Genomic DNA, 16,396 nt, shown 5'->3' with positions numbered 1-16,396 from the left:
ACAGATGCGGCCCTACGCCGCTGTCCCCTGCACTAACACCGTGACAGACTGCTTTCCAGCCACGGGAGTTGAGGAACAGGAGCCGCCGTGATGGACCCCCGGCCGGGTGGCGCGCCCACCGTCCTGCGCATGGTGCTGGGCAAGCGCCTCCAGGACCTGCGTGAGCAGGCCGGTATGAGCTTCGAGCAGGCGGGCCGGGCGCTGGACGTCACGCACGCGACCATCCGCCGGATGGAGAAGGCCGAGGTGGGACTCAAACTCCCGTACGTCGAGAAGCTGCTCATGACCTACGGCGTGACCGCGCCGGACGAGATCGCCGGCTTCCTCGCCCTCGCCCGCGAGGCCAACCGCCCCGGCTGGTGGCACAGTTTCCGCGACGTCCTGCCGGACTGGTTCAGCGCGTTCGTCAGCCTCGAAGGCGAGGCGTCGATCATCCGCGCGTACGAACCCCACTACGTGCCGGGCCTGTTGCAGACGGCGTCCTACGCGCGGGCCACCCTGCGTGCGGGCCAGCCGCACGCGCCCGGCGACGAGATCGACCGGCTGGTCACCCTGCGGATGGAGCGCCAGGCGCTGCTGCGCAAGGAGAAGGCGCCGCTGCTGTGGATCGTCATGGACGAGACGGTGCTGCGCCGCCCGATCGGCGGCCGCCAGGTCATGCGCGAGCAGATCGGCCGCCTCATCGAGGCCACCGAACTGCCCAACGTCCGCCTCCAGATCATGCCCTTCGCGGCGGGCCCGCACCCCGCCATGTACGGGCCCTTCCACATCTTCCGTTTCCAGCTCCAGGAGATCCCGGACATCGCGTACGTGGAGAGCCTGGTGAGCGGTGTCTACTTCGACGAGCGCGACGACGTCTCCGCGTTCCTGGAGGCGCTGGACCGGATGTGCGCGCAGGCCGCGCCCGCGCAGAGCACGAAAGCCATCCTTGACGGCATGCGCAAGGAGGTCTGAACCATGGACTCGCGCAGTGGCGAGGCCACCACGAACCGGAGGGCACCAGCCTTGGCCGAGCAGGGATTCACCGCCGAGGAGATCGACACGAGCAGGCCGCACCCGGCCCGCATGTACGACTACTACCTCGGCGGCAAGGACAACTACGAGGTGGACCGCGAGGCCGCGCAGCAGGTCATCCAGCTGCTGCCCGACGCGGTGCCGTCCGCGCGCGCCAACCGCGCCTTCATGCACCGGGCCGTGCGTTTCACGGCGCAGAGCGGCATCCGGCAGTTCATCGACGTCGGCACCGGCATCCCGACGTCCCCGAACACCCACCAGGTCGCGCAGGAGGTCTCGCCGGACGTACGGGTCGCGTACGTCGACAACGACCCCATCGTGGCCACCCACGCGGGCGCCCACCTGCTGGGCGCGGGCAACACCGGCTTCTTCCTGGCCGACATGCGCGACCCGGACAGCGTCCTCGGCCACCCCACCATCGGCAAGCTCATCGACTTCGACCAGCCGGTGGGCCTGATGCTCGTCGCGATCCTGCACTTCATCCGGGACGACGAGGACCCGGCCGCGCTCGTCGCCGCCTACCGCGACGCCCTCCCCAAGGGCAGCTACCTGCTCTTCAGCCACGTCACCGCCGACTTCCACGACCCGGGAACGGGCTCGGAGGAGGCCGCCGACGTCTACCGGCAGAGCCGCGCCACCGCCACGTTCAACCTCCGGTCCCACGACCAGATCATGGGCCTGATCGACGGCTTCGACCTGGTCGAGCCCGGACTCGTCCAGCTCCCGCTGTGGCGCCCCGACGGCCCGACCCCGGGCGCCCGCGACCTCGTCGGCATCGGCGGCTACGGAGCCGTCGGCGTCAAGCTCTGACCGCTCCCCCCCGACCGCACACCACCTGACACGAAGCACCACCGCACCACCGGAGGACAGCAGCCTTGGCCGAGCAGGGATTCGCCGCCGAGCAGATCGACACGAGCAGGCCGCACCCGGCCCGCATGTACAACTACTACCTCGGCGGCAAGGACAACTACGAGGTGGACCGCGAGGCCGCCCAGCGGGTCATCGACCTCGCCCCGGAACTCGTCCCCATGGCCCAGGCCAACCGCGCCTTCATGCACCGCGCGGTCACGCTGATGGTCGAGAGCGGGGTCCGCCAGATCATCGACATCGGCACCGGCATACCCGCCTCCCCGAACACCCACGAGGTGGCCCAGGCGCTGGCCCCGGACGTACGGGTCGCGTACGTCGACAACGACCCGATCGTGGCCACCCACGCGGGCGCCCACCTGGTGGGCGCGGGCAGCACCGGCTTCTTCCTCGGCGACCTGCGCGACCCCGAGAGCATCCTCGCCCACCCGACCATCGGCCAGCTGATCGACTTCGACCAGCCCGTGGGCCTGATGCTCCTGGCCATCCTCCACTTCGTCCGCGACGACGAGGACCCGGCGGAACTGGTCAGCGCCTACCTGGACGCCCTCCCGGCGGGCAGCTTCCTCGTCATGACCCACTCCACGGCCGACTTCCACCAGGCGGACGCGAACTGGGCGCAGGCGCGCGACGTCTACAAGGACCGGCACGCGACCGCGGTGCTCTCCCTGCGCTCGCACGACGAGATCCTGCGCTTCTTCGACGGCCTGGACCTGCTCGAACCCGGCCTCGTCCAGGCCCCCCTGTGGCGCCCGGACGGCCCCCCGATGCCTGCGGAGGAGCTGGCGCACATCGGCTTCTACGGGGGCGTCGCCGTCAAGCGCTGATCGTTCTCGTTCGCCCGTGCCGGATGTGGCGGCCCTTCGCGGAAGGGCTGGGCCGCCACGCCGGACGTCGTCAGACCTGCTGCTCCGCCGCGTAGGCGAGGAACGCCGACCATGCGGCGGGAGCGAAGGCGAGGGCGGGGCCCTCGGGGTCTTTGGAGTCCCGGACGTGGACGGTGCGGGGGGAGGTGGCGACCTCGACGCACTCGTGGCCTTCGTTGCTGCTGTAGCTGGACTTGTGCCAGTTCAGCGTGGTGGCGCGGTAGGCAGAGGGCTCAGAGGTCATGTCTCTCCCAGGACTTTCTCGATGAACGTCAGGGACTCACGCGGGGTGAGAGCCTGCGCTCGGATGATCCCATACTGCGTTTCGAGCGTCCGGACTTCATCGCGGTTAGAGACCAGGCGGCTGGAGCCGCCGTTTTCCTGAATCCCCACCGTCGGGCCGTCCTTCGGGCCCAGCAGGAGGGCGCCCCCGCCCATTCCCGCGTGGTCCTCGCGATCGGTCGGCATCACCTGGATTTCCACGTTACGCAACTGGCCGACTTCCAGCAGTCGTTCGAGCTGCCCTCGCATCACCACGCGACCGCCCAGCGGGCGCAGCAACGTCACCTCCTCCTGGACGAAGCTCAGAGTAGGGGCAGGCGAACGGCTGAAGATCCCCTGACGGGCCATGCGGCCAGCGACGTAGCGTTCGACCGTCGCCTCGTCCAGCAGCGGGCGGCGCATCTGGTAAAGCGCTCGCGCGTAATCCTCGGTCTGCAACAAGCCAGCGATGTTGTGGTTGCCGTAATTGCAGATGGATACCGAGTTGTCCTCAAGCCTTGCGATGTCGCGGACTCTCTGCGGAATCCGCGCCCGCTCGACGTCCTTCTTGAACTCCTTGAGCAGGCCACCCGCACCTGTGGCCTCGTCCGCCGCGTCCAGGAACTCAGGCTTCGGTACTCGGCGACCACGCTCGACCGACGACACGGTCTCGTTGCTGTAGCCGATGTGCTTGCCCAACTCCGGCTGGGTCATGCCCGCCCGCTCACGCCAGAGCCTGATCTGCCTGCCAACTGCACTGATCAGGTCCGTTGCGCTGCCCTCCTCCCAGTCCGGTGGGTAGGTCGTGCCATTTTTCCCAAGATCCGCCGTCAAAGGACCCACCTCCGCTTGCTTGCATGTGTGCCGGACGCACCGGATCGGGCAACGGACAGGTCAGAGGTGTCCGTCGCTGACTACTTCTCAGGGTAGATACGGTCGGCCACGCTCTGTCACATGAATAGTGAAATCTCCACCCACGAAGCCTTCTCGGAGTCGGAACTCGTCCTCCGGCTGTCGTCCACGCGCTGCGGCGCGCGGCTCGCGCGGCATCTGGCCGTGCGGCAACTGCACGTCTGGGGCGTGCCGTACGACAGCGCTGCCTCGGACAACGTCGCGGCGGTCGTCGCCGAACTCGCCGCGAACGCGGTCACGCACGGGCGGGTGCCGGGGCGGGACTTCGAGTTGCGGGTGGGTCTCGTGCCGGGGGCGGTGCGGGTTGCGGTGAGTGACACGCGGACGGAGCGACGGCCGCCGGAGCCGGGGGAGTTGGCGTCGCCTGAGGCGGAAGCGGAGTCCGGGCGGGGGCTGGTGCTCGTGCAGGCGCTGTCGCGGTCGTGGGGGGTGCTGCCGCGTGTGCCGGGCAAGACGGTGTGGGCCGAGGTCGCGCGGACACCCTTCGCGGAGGTGGTGACCGGGGCGCGGTAGGCCACGTCCCGGTGGTGCGCGTCCCGGCGGGGCGCGCGCCTTGTTGTAAGGACCCTGTTTTCAAGGAACGGGGTAAGAACCTCACCCCACCGGTCCGTGGTGACGCTCACCCACATGGGTGACGGGTGGTCAGATCTTCGGGGCGGGTGGGGTACGGTCGGCGGTACAACCGCACATGAGAAGGGCCCCCGGCAGGACGGCAATCCTGGTCGAGGGCCTGACCACCAAGGAAGAGAAGAGCTTCCCGATGGCTGACACCCAGTCTAACGCGGGCATGCCCGCCGCGCCCCTCCCCGAGGGGGCGCCACCCGCCGGAGTGATCCACGTACGGCACCGGCACGCCGACCGGTTCACGGTGGTCGGCAACCACCTCGCCCAGCATCCCCGCCTCTCGGCGGTCGCGATCGGGCTCGCGGTGTACATCCAGTCGTTGCCGGACGGCGCCCCGGTGAGCGTGAAGGCGCTCGCGGCACGCTTCCCGGAGGGTGAGATCACCGTTCGGAAGGCCCTCAACGAGTTGCAGGCGGCGGGGTACTTGGAGCGCCGCCGGGTCCCGCTCGGGGGAGGACGCTTCGCCACGCGGGCGTTCGCGTACGACAGGCCGGGCGGCGCGCCGGCGTCGGGTCCGGGCCGCCGCCGTACGGGCGCGGGGCGCGGTCGTACGGGGCCGGGCCGTACAAAACCGTCCCGTCCGGCTGCGGAGAGGCCCGCACCCGTGACCTCGCCCGCCGCCGATCTGCTGGCCCGGCTCAGGCTCGCCGACCCGCGCCTCCTGCTGTCCGCCGGGGACATCGCGCGCCTCGCACCCTCCGTCGAGACCTGGCTCGCCCGCGCGGTACCCCCGGCCGAGGTCACCCGCGCCCTGACCGCAGGGCTGCCGCCGTCCCCGACCCCGATCCACGCCCCGTCCCGCCTGCTGGCCCACCGCCTGACCGCCCACCTCCCCCCACCGCTCCCGCCCGAACCCCGCCGGGCGCCCCGCCCGGCCCCGCTGCGTACGTGCGACGGCTGCGAACGCGCCTTCCGCACGGAGGACCCGACCGCCCGGTGCGCGGACTGCCGGGGCCCCGGCGGGGCGGCGCGCTACGCCTGAGCCTCGTCGGCTCGCGCCTGCCAGTAGGTGTGGTTACGGCGGGTGGCGAGGGTGTGGGGGTGGTCGGGTCCGAGGACGCGGAGGCGGTCGTCGAGGAGTTCGGCGAACGCGGCGGCGGCTCCGGCGGCGTCTCCCGCATGGCCTTGCCAGTGGGCGAGGTTGTTGCGGGTGAGGAGGGTGTGGGGGTGGTCGGGGCCGAGGATGCGCAGGCGGTCGTCGAGAAGTTCGGCGTAGGCAGTGGCGGCTCCGGCGGCGTCTCCTGCTTCGCCTCGCCAGTTGGCGAGGTTGTCGCGGGTGACGAGGGTGGCGGGGTCGTCGGGGCCGAGGACGCGGAGATCGTCGGCGAGGAGTTCGGCGAACGCGGCTGCGGCTCCCGCCGCGTCTCCCGCATGGCCTTGCGAGTAGGCGAGGTTGTTCCGGGTGGTGAGGGTGTGGGGGTGGTCGGGGCCGAGGATGCGGAGATGGTCGTCGAGGAGTTCGGCGTAGGCGGTGGCGGCTCCGGCGGCGTCTCCTGCTTCGCGTTGCCAGTTGGCGAGGTTGTGGCGGGTGGTGAGGGTGCGGGGGTGGTCGGGGCCGAGGATGCGGAGGCGGTCGTCGAGGAGTTCGGCGTAGGCGGTGGCTGCTCCCGCGGCGTCTCCTGCGTGGCCCTGCCAGCGGGCGAGGTTGTTGCGGGCGGAGAGGGTGTCGGGGTGGTCGGGGCCGAGATGGGCGACGGCTGCCGCGGCAAAGCTCGCGAAATAGGCCGCAGCGGTGGCGACCTGGCCGGATTCCCCGAGGCTCCTTCCGACCTGGAAGAGCAGTGAGTGGGCTTCGGGCTCGTACAAACACGCGGTGCGCGCGGGCCCCTCCTCCGCGATGGAGATCAGCGAGGCGGAGCACGCGCGCAGGGCCTGGGCCAGGGCGGTGTCGCGTTCGATGTCCGGCCACACCGCGACGAGGGCGTCGGCCGCCGCGCATGCCGTCTCGTCGTACGGTTCGGACGACAGCGTGTCCCGAGTCGCGCGCTGGACGATCTGGTGCACGCGGACGTACCCCTCCTCGTCGCCCGGCTCCGGCGCCGTCACAAGGCTCAGCCGGTGCAACGCGCGCAACGCACCGACTGCGTCGTCCGGGGTGAGCGTGTCGTCCGGTGCTAGATGTTCGAGTGCGTCTTGGCACGTCAGCACCTCCATCGGGATGCTCGGCGCCAGGAAGGAAACCAGCTCCAGCATGGGGCGGGCGAGGCCACGTGGGCGGAGGGCGTTCGCGCGTTCGACGGAGAGTTCCCAGGCGGCGGCCATGGTGTGGTGCTGGTCGTCCGGCAGCACGTCCGGGGTGACATCGGCCAGTGTGCGGACCCTGCGCGCCAGCAGGTCGCGGTACTTCGCCACGGAGATGCCCGCGTCCACGACGTACGCCGCCGCCTGGGAGAGCGCCAGCGGCAGGCAGCCCAGGTCGTCCGCCAGCGCGGCCAGTTCGTCGGCGGGTTCGGCTCGGCCCGCCTCCTCCAGGGCTGAGGCGAGGTACTTCGCCGCCTCTTCCGGGGTGAAGGTGCCGACCTGCACCAACCGCCGGCCGTCCCCGGCAAGCGCGGCATCCCGGCGGCGGGTCGTCAGCACCGTCCTGCCGTGCTCGACCGCCGGGGGCCACAGGCCGTTGACGTCCGCCGGGTCGGCGATGTCGTCGAAGACGATCAGCCACCGGCACGGCTCCGTCCACAGCCAGGCCAGGAACGTACGGGAGGCCTGCTCCGGGTCGCCCGGATCGGCCCCACACACCTCGGCCCCGGCCTGGGCGAGTCCGGCGATGATCGCGGTGCGGCTGCCCGCGGAGAGCCAGACGAGCAGGTCCACGTCCTGCTCACGAAGCAGCTCGGTGGCGAGGTCGGCGGCGAGCTGCGTCTTGCCGACCCCGCCCATGCCGCTGAGGACCTGGCACAGCACCGCCGTGCCCCCGCCGCGTACGGCCTCGCGCAACCGCGCCCGCTCGGCCCGGTCCTGGAACGCCCCCGCGCGCGGCGGGAGCACGCCCACCGCATGTGGCCAGGTCACCGCGTCCCGCGGCGGGAGGTGGTACACGGTGACGTCCCGCATGGACTGCGCCGCGACCGACCCGGCGCCGCCCGCGTGAACCGTCACGTCCCGGCCCGCCGTACTCCCCGAGCCGGCTGCCCCATCCCCTGTCACCGCGCTCACCCCCACCCCCGTACGACTGCACGACGACTCTAGGGCCGTCCGGTCACTGCGGGCCACCGTTCCGTCACCGCATCCGGCGGAGGTCGCCGCAAGCCCGCCTTCCGCACGGAGGTCCCGAGCGCGCGGTGCGCGGACTGCCGGGGGACGGGTTACGGCTGAGCCTCGTCGGCCCGTGCCTGCCAGTGCGCGAGGTTGTGGCGGATCAGGGCGACGTCGGGGTGCTCGGGGCCGAGGACGCGCAGTACGTCGTCGAGGAGTTCGGCGTAGGCGGCGGCTGCTCCGGCGACGTCGCCCGAGTGGGCTTGCCAGTGGGCCAGACTGTTCCGGGTGGCGAGAGTGTCGGGATGGTCGGGGCCGAGGATGCGGAGGCGGTCGTCGAGGAGTTCGGCGTAGGCGGCGAGGGCCCTGGTGACATCTCCCGTCTCGCCTTGCCAATGAGCCAGGTTGTGGCGGGTGCTGAGGGTGTGGGGGTCCTCGGGTCCGAGCACCCGCAGGCGATCACCGAGGAGTTCGGCGTAGGCCGTGGCCGCCGCGGCGGCGCGTCCTGCTCTGCCCTGCCAGCGTGCGAGGTTGTGCCGGGTGGTGAGGGTGTTGGTGTGGTCGGGGCCGAGAATGCGGAGGCGGTCTTCGAGGAGCTGGGCGAGTGCGGTGGCGGCTCCGGCTGCGTCGCCTGTTTCGCCCAGCCAGTGGGCGAGGTTGTGGCGGGTGCTGAGGGTGTTGGGGTGGTCGGGGCCGAGGACGCGGAGGCGGTCTTCGAGGAGTTCCGCGTAGGCGGTGGCGGCTCCGGCTGCGTCACCTGCCTCGCCCTGCCAGCGGGCCAGGTTGTGGCGGGCGCTGAGCGTGTCGGGGTGGTCGGGGCCGAGACGGTCGCTGGTCGTGGTGGTGAGGTTCCGGAAATGCGTGGCGGCGGCAGCGACCTGGCCGGACTCGCCCAGGCTGCGCCCGGCGAGATAGAACAGCAGATGGGCGTCGGGCTCGTAGAGACACGAGGATCTGTCCGCGCTCTCGTCCGTACAGGTGACCAGAGCGGCGGTGCACGCGCGCAGGACCTGGACCAGAGCGGCGTCGCGTTCGATGTCCGGCCACACCTCCACCAGGGCGTCGGCTGCCGCGCGGGCCGTGTCGCCGTACGGCTCGGCGGGCAGCGTGTCCCTGGTCGCGCGCTGAACGACCTGATGCACGCGGGCGTAGCCGCCGTCTTCGTCGTCGGGCTCCGGTGCCGTCAGGAGGCTGACGCGGTGCAGCGCCCGTAGCGCACCGGCCGCGTCGTCCGCCGTGACCGGCTGCGTGCTCCGGGCGGTGAAGTGGGCGAGCGCGGGCTCGCTCGTGAGCACGGCCGCCGGGATGCCGTCCGGGGCGAGGAAGGAGGCCAGTTCCAGCATGGGGCGGGCGAGGCCGTGCGGGCGCAGCCCGTTCGCTCGCTCGACGGACAGTTCCCAGGCGGCGGCCATGGTGTGGGGCTGGTCGTCGGGGAGGACGTCGGGGCTGATGTCTTCCAGCGTGCGCACTCTGCGGGCGAGGAGGTTGCGGTACTTGGCCACCGGGATGCCTGCGTCCACGATGTAGGCGGCGGCCTGGGAAAGGGCGAGCGGCAGGTAGCCGAGGTCGTCCGCCAGCGCGGTCAGTTCGGCGGGCGGTTCGGCTCGGCCCGCTTCCTTCAGGGCTGACGTGAGGTACGTCGCTGCCTCTTCCGGGGTGAAGGTGCCGACCTGCACGATCCGGCGGCCGCCTCCGGTGAGGGCGGCGTCGCGGCGGCGGGTGGTCACGACCGTGCGGCCGTGTTCGACCGCCGGGGGCCACAGGCCGTTGAGGTCCGCCGGGTCGGCGATGTCGTCCAGGACGACCAGCCAGCGCCGTGGCCCCGCCCGTAGCCACGCCAGGAAGGCGCGCGTGGCCTGTTCCGGGTCGCTCGGATCGGCCCCGCACACCTCGGTCCCCGCCTGCGCCAGCCCCGCGACGATCGCGGTGCGGCTGCCCGCCGAGAGCCAGACCAGCAGGTCCACGCCCTGCTCGCGCAGCAGCTCATCCGCCAGGTCGGCGGCGAGCTGGGTCTTGCCGACCCCGCCCATCCCGCTGAGGACCTGGCACAGCACCGCCGTGCCGCCGCTCCTCACCGCCTCGCGCAGTCGCGTCCGCTCGGCCCGGTCCTGGAACGCCCCCGCCCGCGGCGGCAGGACCCCCACCACGTGCGGCCAGGTCACCGCGTCCCGCGGCGGGAGGTGCACGTGGACGTCCCGCATCGTCTGCGAGGCGACGGACCCGGGACCCTCCGCGTGGATGAAGACGTCACGGCCCACCGCGCTCACCGGAGCCGGTACCCCGTCCGACTCGGTCGATTCGTCCACCGTCACCTCCGCCCCCACGGCCGTATGACTGCACGACGACTCTAGTGCTCTGACCGTGCGGGTTCACCGGATCCTGTGGCAGCCCATGCGGCGGCGACGAGGGGGCGGTGGAGATCCGTGCGCCGGACGCATGCCCCGATGGTGAGTTCGCCGGGGCCGGACGGGGTGGGGACGATGTGGAGCCGGTTCCGGATGGTGCAGTGCTGTAGGACAAGCTCGGGGATGATGCCGGTGCCGTAGCCGAGAGCGACCAGCGTGAGCAGGGCTTCGTGTCCGTCGGCCTCCGCGGCCGTGCGGGGGGCGATGCCGAGGCGGCGGAACCAGCGGTCGGCGATGTCCCGGACCATGCCCTGTCGGGGGAGCACGAACGGCTCGTCGGGATCGGGAAGCCGCGCGTCTGACCGTGGTGGGTCGGCTCGGACGAGGACGAGGGGGGTGCGGGCGACGGTGCGGGCGAGGAGGGTGGCCGGAACCCGGGAGGGCAGGGCCGCGACGGCGAGGTCGGCCTCGCCGTCGTCGAGGAGCGCGAGGGCGGCTGCGGCGTCACCGGTCCGCACCGAGATCTGCATGCGGGGATGGGCGTCCCGCAGCGGTGCGAGCAGGTCGGGCAGCAGGCCCTGGCAGGCGGTGACCGAGGCGAACACCCGTAGGTGGCCGCCGAGTCGGTCCGGTCCGGGGTCGTTGTCGCGGTAGCGGTCCCACAGCTCCAGGACGTCGACCGCGTAGCGGTGGAAGCGGTGGCCGTGCTCGGTCAGCGCGACGCCGTGCGGGCCCCGTTCCAGGAGCCGGTGCCCGGTCGTGGCCTCCAGCCGCTGCACGGTACGGGACAACGTGGCGGGGCTGACGTGGCAGTCGGCCGCGGTTCGGGTGAAGCTCAGGGTGGAGGCGAGATGGAGGAAGAGCCGGTACTGGTCGTGGTCCTGCATCTTTCACCTTCCGGAACGCCGTGCTGCGGATGTTGCGGTTGCCGCCGGGTCTGCCCGGACCCTACAAACGGGTTATGCCACGAAGCGAGAGCGCCCGTCCCCGCCCGGCATGGTTCTTCCGCGAGTACGAGCCCGTCGGCGTCGACCTCGGCAGCGCGGCCGCGGTGGCTTCCTACGACCGCAACCAGGGCACCGACCCGGACGCCGACGACGCCCTGCTCGACCGTCTCGGCGTCGTCGCGGGCACCCGCCTGGTCGACTTGGCCTGCGGCACCGGCTCGCTGGTGGTCCAGGCCGCGGCACGCGGGGCCGAGGCCCACGGCATCGACGTCTCGGAGCAGATGCTGGCCTTCGCACGGGCCAGGGCGGAACGGGCCGGTGCCGGCGCGCACTGGCACCGGGCCGGGTTCCTCAACTACGTCCACCGGGCGGGGCCCGCGGACGTGGTGACCACCAAGTCGGCCCTGCACCAGCTGCCGGACTTCTGGAAGCAGCAGGCGCTCATCAACGCGGCCGACATGCTGCGGCCGGGCGGCACTTTCTACCTGTGGGACGTCATCTTCAGTTTCCCGCCCGCGGACGCCGCAGGGCATGTGCAGCAGTGGCTCGACACCGCGGGGCGGCCCGAGGGCCGGGGTTTCACCCGGGCGGACTTCGAGGCGCACGTGCGGGAGGAGTTCTCCACATACGCCTGGATCCTGGAGGGCATGCTGCACCGGGCGGGCTTCGACACCGTCTCGCACGCCGCCCGCACGCCGACGCACGGCGAATTCGTCTGCCGCCGCCGGTAGCTTCTTCCGCCTCCGGTAAGACCGAAGCTCCCGGCGGAACGTGCGGCCGTCACGCCGTCCAGGCGGGGTCACGGCCGGTCAGGGCGACGACGCGGTCCAGGGCGGGTGCGTCGGACGGCACCGCGACCTCGGGGCCGTACATGCCCATCGCCCGCCCCTGCTCCAGCCCGGCGAACACCGTGTCGTGCAGATGCGCCAGCAGGCCGGCGGGAAGCGCTGGCCGCTGACCGGTCGCGACGGCCAGGTCCCAGCCGTGCATGGACAGTTCGCCGGTGATCATGTCGCCGAGGACGGATGCGGGCAGCGGCTGCGGCGTGCCCATGGTCGTCTCGCCCTCCCAGGCGCCCGGCAGGGCCCATGACGAGGTGATGTCGTCCAGCACGGCGAGCAGGCGGCCGCGCCAGTCGCCGGCCGTGAGGTCCACCTCGGACTCGGCGGCGGCCGGCAGCGGTACGGGCTCCTTCCGGCCGCCGCCGGCGAGCGACGGGCCCCAGAACAGAAGGTGGTTGACCAGCGCCCGCACGTCGTACTCCGTGCACGGGGTCTTGTCGCCGAGCTGGTCGTCGGTGAGGGTGCGGGCGACCGAGGCCATGGCGTCGGCGGCGTCGGAAAGATGTGACATGGCGGCGACGCTAGGCGGCCCGCGCCTGCGGGGTCTTGAAGAAAGACGACACGTATGCGCGCCGCTGGGCGGGGTGCGCCGCCGTCACCGGCAGGTGCCCGCCGTATTCGGCACCTGCCAACCGGTCGTGTCACCGGGATCGTTTTCGGTCAGCCCCGCGCACCGCAATGCGTCACGCGTCCCCCCGCACTACGTGCGTAGATCACGGATCCGGAACATCCGAGGTCATGCCGGGTGGGTCGGCGTACTCGGGGGTAAGGGGGGAAATTCCCGGCACCCTCGGGGATCATCCGCTGCCGTGAATTCCCTTGCACCTGCAAACCCGGATTATTTCCCTCTACACGCACCGTAGTTGACCAAAGCATGACTGTTCGCGCGTACCACGCGGGTGATCGACTTGCCCACGGCCCACCGAGGGCCGCCAACGGAGGAGTTCACCCATGAAGAAGCAGATCGCCGCGGCTGTCGCCACCGCCGGGCTCGCCCTGTCGTTCGGCGTCGCCGTCGCGCCGAGCGCCTCGGCCCAGTCGTCCAGCTACTGCAGCTACACCAACAGCCAGCCCCAGGTCGGCTACGGCAGCACGGGGGCAGCCGTCCAGCAGGTCCAGTGCGAGCTGTTCTACTCGGTGGCCTCCAGCTACCTCACGCGTGACGGCATCTTCGGCGACGCGACGAAGGCCGATGTGAAGAAGTTCCAGGGGTGTGTGGGCCTGACGGCCGACGGCATCGTGGGCCCCAACACGTGGAACGCGCTGAACTACTGGACCACGGCCGGCTTCGCCTGCTGACGCCGCCCCCGCGGGCAACCAACCAAGGAGTTCACGCATGAAGAAGCAGATCGCGGCGGCGTTCGCCACCGCGGGTCTCGCCCTGTCGATCGGCGTCGTCGCCGCGCCCGGCGCGTCGGCCGCGTCGTCGTACCAGTGCAACTACACCGGCAGCGAGCCCCTGGTCGGTTACGGCAACGCGGGGGCGGCCGTCCAGCAGGTGCAGTGCGAGCTGTACTACTCGCTGCTGTCCAGCAACCTCACCCGCGACGGCATCTTCGGCGCCGCGACCCAGGCCGACGTGAAGAAGTTCCAGAGCTGCGCCCACCTCACGGCCGACGGCGTCGTCGGCCCCAACACCTGGGCGGCGCTGGACTACTGGACCGACGTGAACGGCTTCGTCTGCTGACAGCCGGTCCGCACCACCGCCTGAAGCACCCGTTGAGGTCCGTCGGTCGCCCGTGACCGGCGGCCTTCCGCTTGTGCGGGGGTCGGGCGGATCAGCCGCCGTCGCCGAAGAAGTCCGCGTCGCGGGGGTGCAGGTCCTTGGCCATGGCCAGGACGTCCTTCTCCGGGACGGCGGTCCCCTCGGTCGCCAGGACCACGACGTCGTGGCGGTCCGGCGACCGGACGATGTACCACCGTCTCCCGTCGCGCTCGACGCGCCACACGTCCGCCGCGACCTGGGTGCAGGGGGAGAGGCGCGATATCCCCGTGTCCCGCACCGCGTCGCAGTTCTGCGGCGGGGCGAAGGAGGCCGGGAGGGGCTGGACGGTCACCCAGAGGCCGTGCTTGTCCCGGTCGTCCGCGCTCGCCGAGGTGTCCGCGGCCAGGACGAAATACTCGAAGTCGTGGTTCTCCGGACCCGTCGGCATCGGGAAGAGCGCCCGGTAGCCGGGGACGTCGGGCGCGAGGAGGGGCACCGACACGGTGTCCAGGACGCGCCGTTCGGCGCGGTCGGCGGCTCCGGCCTGGGCCGTGGCCGACACCGGCCAGACCGCGAGGAGCACGACGCCCACCCCGGCCCGCACCCGCGGCGGCACCCCGGCCGCGACCAGCACGTGCGCCAGGCCGTAGCCCGCGGCCAGGATCAGCGCGTCACCGGTGAGGCCGCCGAACAGCCGCAGCACGGGCCCGATGTAGTCCTGGACCCAGATGAGCATCACGCACACCCCGAAGCCCGCCGCGGCGGTCCGCGTCGCGCGCGGCACCCGCAGCAGTGCCAGCAGCACCCACCCCAGCAGCCCCCCGGCGATCGCGGCCGCGGGCCGGAAGATCAGCCCGACACCGAGGCACCCGTAGTCCTCGCCGCCCCCGGAGGAGTGGCACAGCCCGTCGGAGACCGGCACGGCGGCCAGCGCCCACACCGTGCCGAGCACCGCCCCGACCGCCAGCGCCCGCACCACCCCACCCCAGAGCCGTCCGCCCCCCATGCCGCCCCCTCCCCGAGGATCTGCGCAGATCTCCGCAGATCTCCGCCGAGTGTGCACGGGGGAAGGGCGCGGTGTCGTGAGTACGCGTACTCACGACGTGACGGCGCCGCCCGCGGGGGCCGGGGACGGCGTGATCACGCCGTGCGGCTCACGCCCCTTCCCCCAGCACCTCCGCGACGAGTTCGCGCTGCGCCGGAGTCAGGGTGGGGTCGGCTGCCTCGATCGTGCTGCCGTCGATCGTGAGGGTGTACGTGTAGCCGTCGCGCGTCGGTGTCGGCACCGTGGGGGGTGCGGACAGGGCGGAGCGGGCCAGGGCGTGGAGGTGATCCGCGTCCGGGCGGGCGGCGGTGTCCAGGACGGCGTGCCGGGACAGGCCCGCGAAACCGCCGGAGCGGGTCACCTCGATACGCATCGGCGGGCTCACACCTCCTGGGGCTGGCCGGGCTGCTGGCGGGGGACGCCGGTGCCGTGCTGCGCGGCGGGCTTGACGCCGACCTCCTGCCAGGCGGCCTGGACCGCGCGGCTTTCGTCCCCCTCACCGTAGCGGGCGGTGGCCGCGGCGACGGTGACCGCGGCGAAGTCGGCGAACTGCGCGCCGGACGAAAGCGATCCGCCGGTCAGCGTGTCGTACCAGATCTGGCCGGCCTTCTCCCAGGCGTGGCCGCCGATCGCGGCCGCGGTGAGGTAGAAGGCGCGGTTGGGGATGCCGGAGTTGATGTGCACGCCGCCGTTGTCCTGCGGGGTGCGCACGTAGTGCGCCATGTCCGCGGGCTGCGGGTCCTTGCCGAGCTGCGGGTCGTCGTACGCGGTGCCGGGCTCCTTCATCGAGCGCAGGGCGACGCCGTGGACACCGGGGGCGAGCAGGCCCGCGCCGATGAGCCAGTCGGCCTGGTCGGCGGTCTGCCCGGCGGCGAACTGCTTGATGAGGCTGCCGAAGACGTCGGACACCGACTCGTTGAGCGCGCCGGACTGGCCCTGGTAGTCCAGGTTGGCGGTGTACTGCGTGACGCCGTGCGTCAACTCGTGGCCGATCACGTCCAGCGGCAGGGTGAAGTCGAGGAAGATCCGGCCGTCGCCGTCCCCGAAGACCATCTGCTCGCCGTTCCAGAAGGCGTTGTTGTAGTCCTTCAGGTAGTGCACGGACGCGTTGAGCGGCAGGCCCTCGCCGTCGATGGAGTGGCGGCCGTACGCCTTGAGGTAGGTCTCGAAGGTCGCGCCGAGCGCGTCGTAGGCGCGGTTGACGCTCGCGTCGGCGGACGGGTCGGCGCCCTCGGCGCGCACCTTGCTGCCGGGCAGGTTGTCCTGGTGCCCGGCGTCGTAGATCGTCCGCTGCGGTTTGTCGGACGCGGCGCCGCCGGCGTGCCGCAGTGTCGGTCCGAGTGTCGCGGCCAGGTGCCGCCGGGTGCGCTCGCGCGCGTCGTGCTCCAGGGTGCGGCGGGCGGGGCCGGACAGCGCCGGGTCGTCGTGGCGGGCCAGTTTGTCCAGGACGTGGGGCGGGATGATCGTGCAGAAAACGGGCGTGATGGCGGCAGAGGTGTCCATATACGCAATGTGGCACCATACCCACTCTCTGTCACCACTTCTGCCGCAGATTGACGAGAAGGAGGGAAAGAGCGGTATCCGGGTGGACACCGCCGGTCATCTTGCATGCTGAGAGGAAGCGCACATCGGCTGCGTGAATCCGTCGCGGTCGGGTTAAGGTCGTTCCCGTCATGAGTTTCGGGCTGCTTCTCCTTAGCTGCCGCGGCGAGGGCCTGTAGTCGTAGGCCGACCCCCTCCCCGCGGAGTTCGGCGTTTCCCAGCCGTCGGCCG

The 16,396-nt window shown here is 71.8% G+C and carries 17 protein-coding genes and 1 pseudogene; 8 read left to right on the top strand and 10 right to left on the bottom strand.

The genetic code is table 11. From position 1 onward, the window contains the following. Nucleotides 1-129: 129 nt before the first annotated feature. The 3 genes from ACWERV_RS24280 (at nucleotide 130) to ACWERV_RS24270 (ending at nucleotide 2,708) form a co-directional block, all read left to right on the top strand. Nucleotides 130-954, top strand: a complete 825-nt coding sequence (locus ACWERV_RS24280) for a helix-turn-helix domain-containing protein (protein WP_398182154.1) — start codon at nucleotides 130-132, stop codon at nucleotides 952-954. 3 nt (nucleotides 955-957) lie between these two features. Then, on the top strand, nucleotides 958-1,824 hold the full coding sequence (locus ACWERV_RS24275; RefSeq protein ID WP_398181887.1) for an SAM-dependent methyltransferase: 867 nt from the start codon (nucleotides 958-960) through the stop codon (nucleotides 1,822-1,824). 65 nt (nucleotides 1,825-1,889) lie between these two features. Continuing rightward, entirely contained in the window at nucleotides 1,890-2,708 is an 819-nt protein-coding gene (locus ACWERV_RS24270) for an SAM-dependent methyltransferase (RefSeq protein WP_452936542.1), read from the top strand. Between the two features lie 70 nt (nucleotides 2,709-2,778). Here the strand turns inward: ACWERV_RS24270 and ACWERV_RS24265 are convergent, their stop codons facing one another. Beyond that, nucleotides 2,779-2,991 carry a DUF397 domain-containing protein gene (locus ACWERV_RS24265; protein ID WP_452936540.1) on the bottom strand — a complete coding sequence of 71 codons (213 nt, stop codon included), beginning with the start codon at nucleotides 2,989-2,991 and terminating at the stop codon, nucleotides 2,779-2,781. Next, nucleotides 2,988-3,842: a helix-turn-helix domain-containing protein gene (locus tag ACWERV_RS24260; RefSeq protein WP_452936537.1), complete on the bottom strand. Its 855-nt coding sequence runs from the start codon at nucleotides 3,840-3,842 to the stop codon at nucleotides 2,988-2,990. The genes ACWERV_RS24265 and ACWERV_RS24260 overlap by 4 nt, the downstream gene beginning before the upstream one ends. 120 nt (nucleotides 3,843-3,962) lie before the next feature. Between ACWERV_RS24260 and ACWERV_RS24255 the strand changes: the two genes are divergently transcribed. Beyond that, entirely contained in the window at nucleotides 3,963-4,433 is a 471-nt protein-coding gene (locus ACWERV_RS24255) for an ATP-binding protein (protein WP_398181900.1), read from the top strand. Between the two features lie 175 nt (nucleotides 4,434-4,608). Continuing rightward, nucleotides 4,609-5,526 (top strand): hypothetical protein, encoded by a 918-nt coding sequence (locus ACWERV_RS24250; protein WP_452936535.1) that lies wholly within the window; start codon nucleotides 4,609-4,611, stop codon nucleotides 5,524-5,526. Here the strand turns inward: ACWERV_RS24250 and ACWERV_RS24245 are convergent. The 3 genes from ACWERV_RS24245 to ilvY form a co-directional block, all read right to left on the bottom strand. Further along, nucleotides 5,517-7,643, bottom strand: a complete 2,127-nt coding sequence (locus ACWERV_RS24245) for a tetratricopeptide repeat protein (protein WP_452936532.1) — start codon at nucleotides 7,641-7,643, stop codon at nucleotides 5,517-5,519. The genes ACWERV_RS24250 and ACWERV_RS24245 overlap by 10 nt on opposite strands. Nucleotides 7,644-7,849: 206 nt before the next feature. Further along, entirely contained in the window at nucleotides 7,850-10,045 is a 2,196-nt protein-coding gene (locus tag ACWERV_RS24240; RefSeq protein WP_452936529.1) for a tetratricopeptide repeat protein, read from the bottom strand. Between the two features lie 41 nt (nucleotides 10,046-10,086). Then, nucleotides 10,087-10,971 carry an HTH-type transcriptional activator IlvY gene (gene ilvY, locus ACWERV_RS24235; RefSeq protein WP_452936526.1) on the bottom strand — a complete coding sequence of 295 codons (885 nt, stop codon included), beginning with the start codon at nucleotides 10,969-10,971 and terminating at the stop codon, nucleotides 10,087-10,089. Nucleotides 10,972-11,045: 74 nt separating this feature from the next. Between ilvY and ACWERV_RS24230 the strand changes: the two genes are divergently transcribed. Next, on the top strand, nucleotides 11,046-11,762 hold the full coding sequence (locus tag ACWERV_RS24230; RefSeq protein WP_452936523.1) for a class I SAM-dependent methyltransferase: 717 nt from the start codon (nucleotides 11,046-11,048) through the stop codon (nucleotides 11,760-11,762). 49 nt (nucleotides 11,763-11,811) lie between these two features. Here ACWERV_RS24230 and ACWERV_RS24225 read toward each other — a convergent pair whose 3' ends face one another. Beyond that, complete coding sequence (locus tag ACWERV_RS24225) at nucleotides 11,812-12,384, bottom strand: TIGR03086 family metal-binding protein (protein ID WP_452936520.1); 573 nt, start codon at nucleotides 12,382-12,384, stop codon at nucleotides 11,812-11,814. Between the two features lie 440 nt (nucleotides 12,385-12,824). Between ACWERV_RS24225 and ACWERV_RS24220 the strand changes: the two genes are divergently transcribed. Together ACWERV_RS24220 and ACWERV_RS24215 are read left to right on the top strand one after the other, a co-directional pair. Continuing rightward, the gene (locus ACWERV_RS24220; protein ID WP_031520023.1) at nucleotides 12,825-13,172 is read left to right on the top strand and encodes a peptidoglycan-binding domain-containing protein; all 348 of its coding nucleotides are present in this window, start codon (nucleotides 12,825-12,827) and stop codon (nucleotides 13,170-13,172) included. A 37-nt stretch (nucleotides 13,173-13,209) separates the two neighbouring features. Next, nucleotides 13,210-13,560, top strand: a complete 351-nt coding sequence (locus ACWERV_RS24215) for a peptidoglycan-binding domain-containing protein (protein ID WP_452936516.1) — start codon at nucleotides 13,210-13,212, stop codon at nucleotides 13,558-13,560. Between the two features lie 91 nt (nucleotides 13,561-13,651). Here ACWERV_RS24215 and ACWERV_RS24210 read toward each other — a convergent pair whose 3' ends face one another. From ACWERV_RS24210 to ACWERV_RS24195, 4 genes and pseudogenes are all read right to left on the bottom strand, one after another. Continuing rightward, nucleotides 13,652-14,584 (bottom strand): hypothetical protein, encoded by a 933-nt coding sequence (locus tag ACWERV_RS24210; RefSeq protein WP_452936513.1) that lies wholly within the window; start codon nucleotides 14,582-14,584, stop codon nucleotides 13,652-13,654. A gap of 148 nt (nucleotides 14,585-14,732) precedes the next feature. Then, the gene (locus ACWERV_RS24205; protein WP_398181924.1) at nucleotides 14,733-14,996 is read right to left on the bottom strand and encodes a protealysin inhibitor emfourin; all 264 of its coding nucleotides are present in this window, start codon (nucleotides 14,994-14,996) and stop codon (nucleotides 14,733-14,735) included. 8 nt (nucleotides 14,997-15,004) lie between these two features. Next, the gene (locus tag ACWERV_RS24200; RefSeq protein ID WP_452936509.1) at nucleotides 15,005-16,126 is read right to left on the bottom strand and encodes a M4 family metallopeptidase; all 1,122 of its coding nucleotides are present in this window, start codon (nucleotides 16,124-16,126) and stop codon (nucleotides 15,005-15,007) included. A gap of 31 nt (nucleotides 16,127-16,157) precedes the next feature. After that, nucleotides 16,158-16,396, bottom strand: a pseudogene (locus ACWERV_RS24195) (hypothetical protein); the annotation flags it as partial.

The sequence above is a fragment of the Streptomyces sp. NPDC004031 genome, assembly GCF_053604375.1.
This window is presented reverse-complemented; position numbering and strand designations above follow the sequence as displayed.

Excerpts from the sequence above, each read along its gene's own strand:
- ACWERV_RS24280 (WP_398182154.1), top strand. The coding sequence starts at position 130 with ATGGTGCTGGGCAAGCGCCTCCAGGACCTGCGTGAGCAGGCCGGTATG.
- ACWERV_RS24275 (WP_398181887.1), top strand. The coding sequence starts at position 958 with ATGGACTCGCGCAGTGGCGAGGCCACCACGAACCGGAGGGCACCAGCC.
- ACWERV_RS24265 (WP_452936540.1), bottom strand. The coding sequence starts at position 2,991 with ATGACCTCTGAGCCCTCTGCCTACCGCGCCACCACGCTGAACTGGCAC.
- ACWERV_RS24255 (WP_398181900.1), top strand. The coding sequence starts at position 3,963 with ATGAATAGTGAAATCTCCACCCACGAAGCCTTCTCGGAGTCGGAACTC.
- ACWERV_RS24250 (WP_452936535.1), top strand. The coding sequence starts at position 4,609 with ATGAGAAGGGCCCCCGGCAGGACGGCAATCCTGGTCGAGGGCCTGACC.
- ilvY (WP_452936526.1), bottom strand. The coding sequence starts at position 10,971 with ATGCAGGACCACGACCAGTACCGGCTCTTCCTCCATCTCGCCTCCACC.
- ACWERV_RS24230 (WP_452936523.1), top strand. The coding sequence starts at position 11,046 with ATGCCACGAAGCGAGAGCGCCCGTCCCCGCCCGGCATGGTTCTTCCGC.
- ACWERV_RS24225 (WP_452936520.1), bottom strand. The coding sequence starts at position 12,384 with ATGTCACATCTTTCCGACGCCGCCGACGCCATGGCCTCGGTCGCCCGC.
- ACWERV_RS24220 (WP_031520023.1), top strand. The coding sequence starts at position 12,825 with ATGAAGAAGCAGATCGCCGCGGCTGTCGCCACCGCCGGGCTCGCCCTG.
- ACWERV_RS24215 (WP_452936516.1), top strand. The coding sequence starts at position 13,210 with ATGAAGAAGCAGATCGCGGCGGCGTTCGCCACCGCGGGTCTCGCCCTG.
- ACWERV_RS24210 (WP_452936513.1), bottom strand. The coding sequence starts at position 14,584 with ATGGGGGGCGGACGGCTCTGGGGTGGGGTGGTGCGGGCGCTGGCGGTC.
- ACWERV_RS24205 (WP_398181924.1), bottom strand. The coding sequence starts at position 14,996 with ATGCGTATCGAGGTGACCCGCTCCGGCGGTTTCGCGGGCCTGTCCCGG.
- ACWERV_RS24200 (WP_452936509.1), bottom strand. The coding sequence starts at position 16,126 with ATGGACACCTCTGCCGCCATCACGCCCGTTTTCTGCACGATCATCCCG.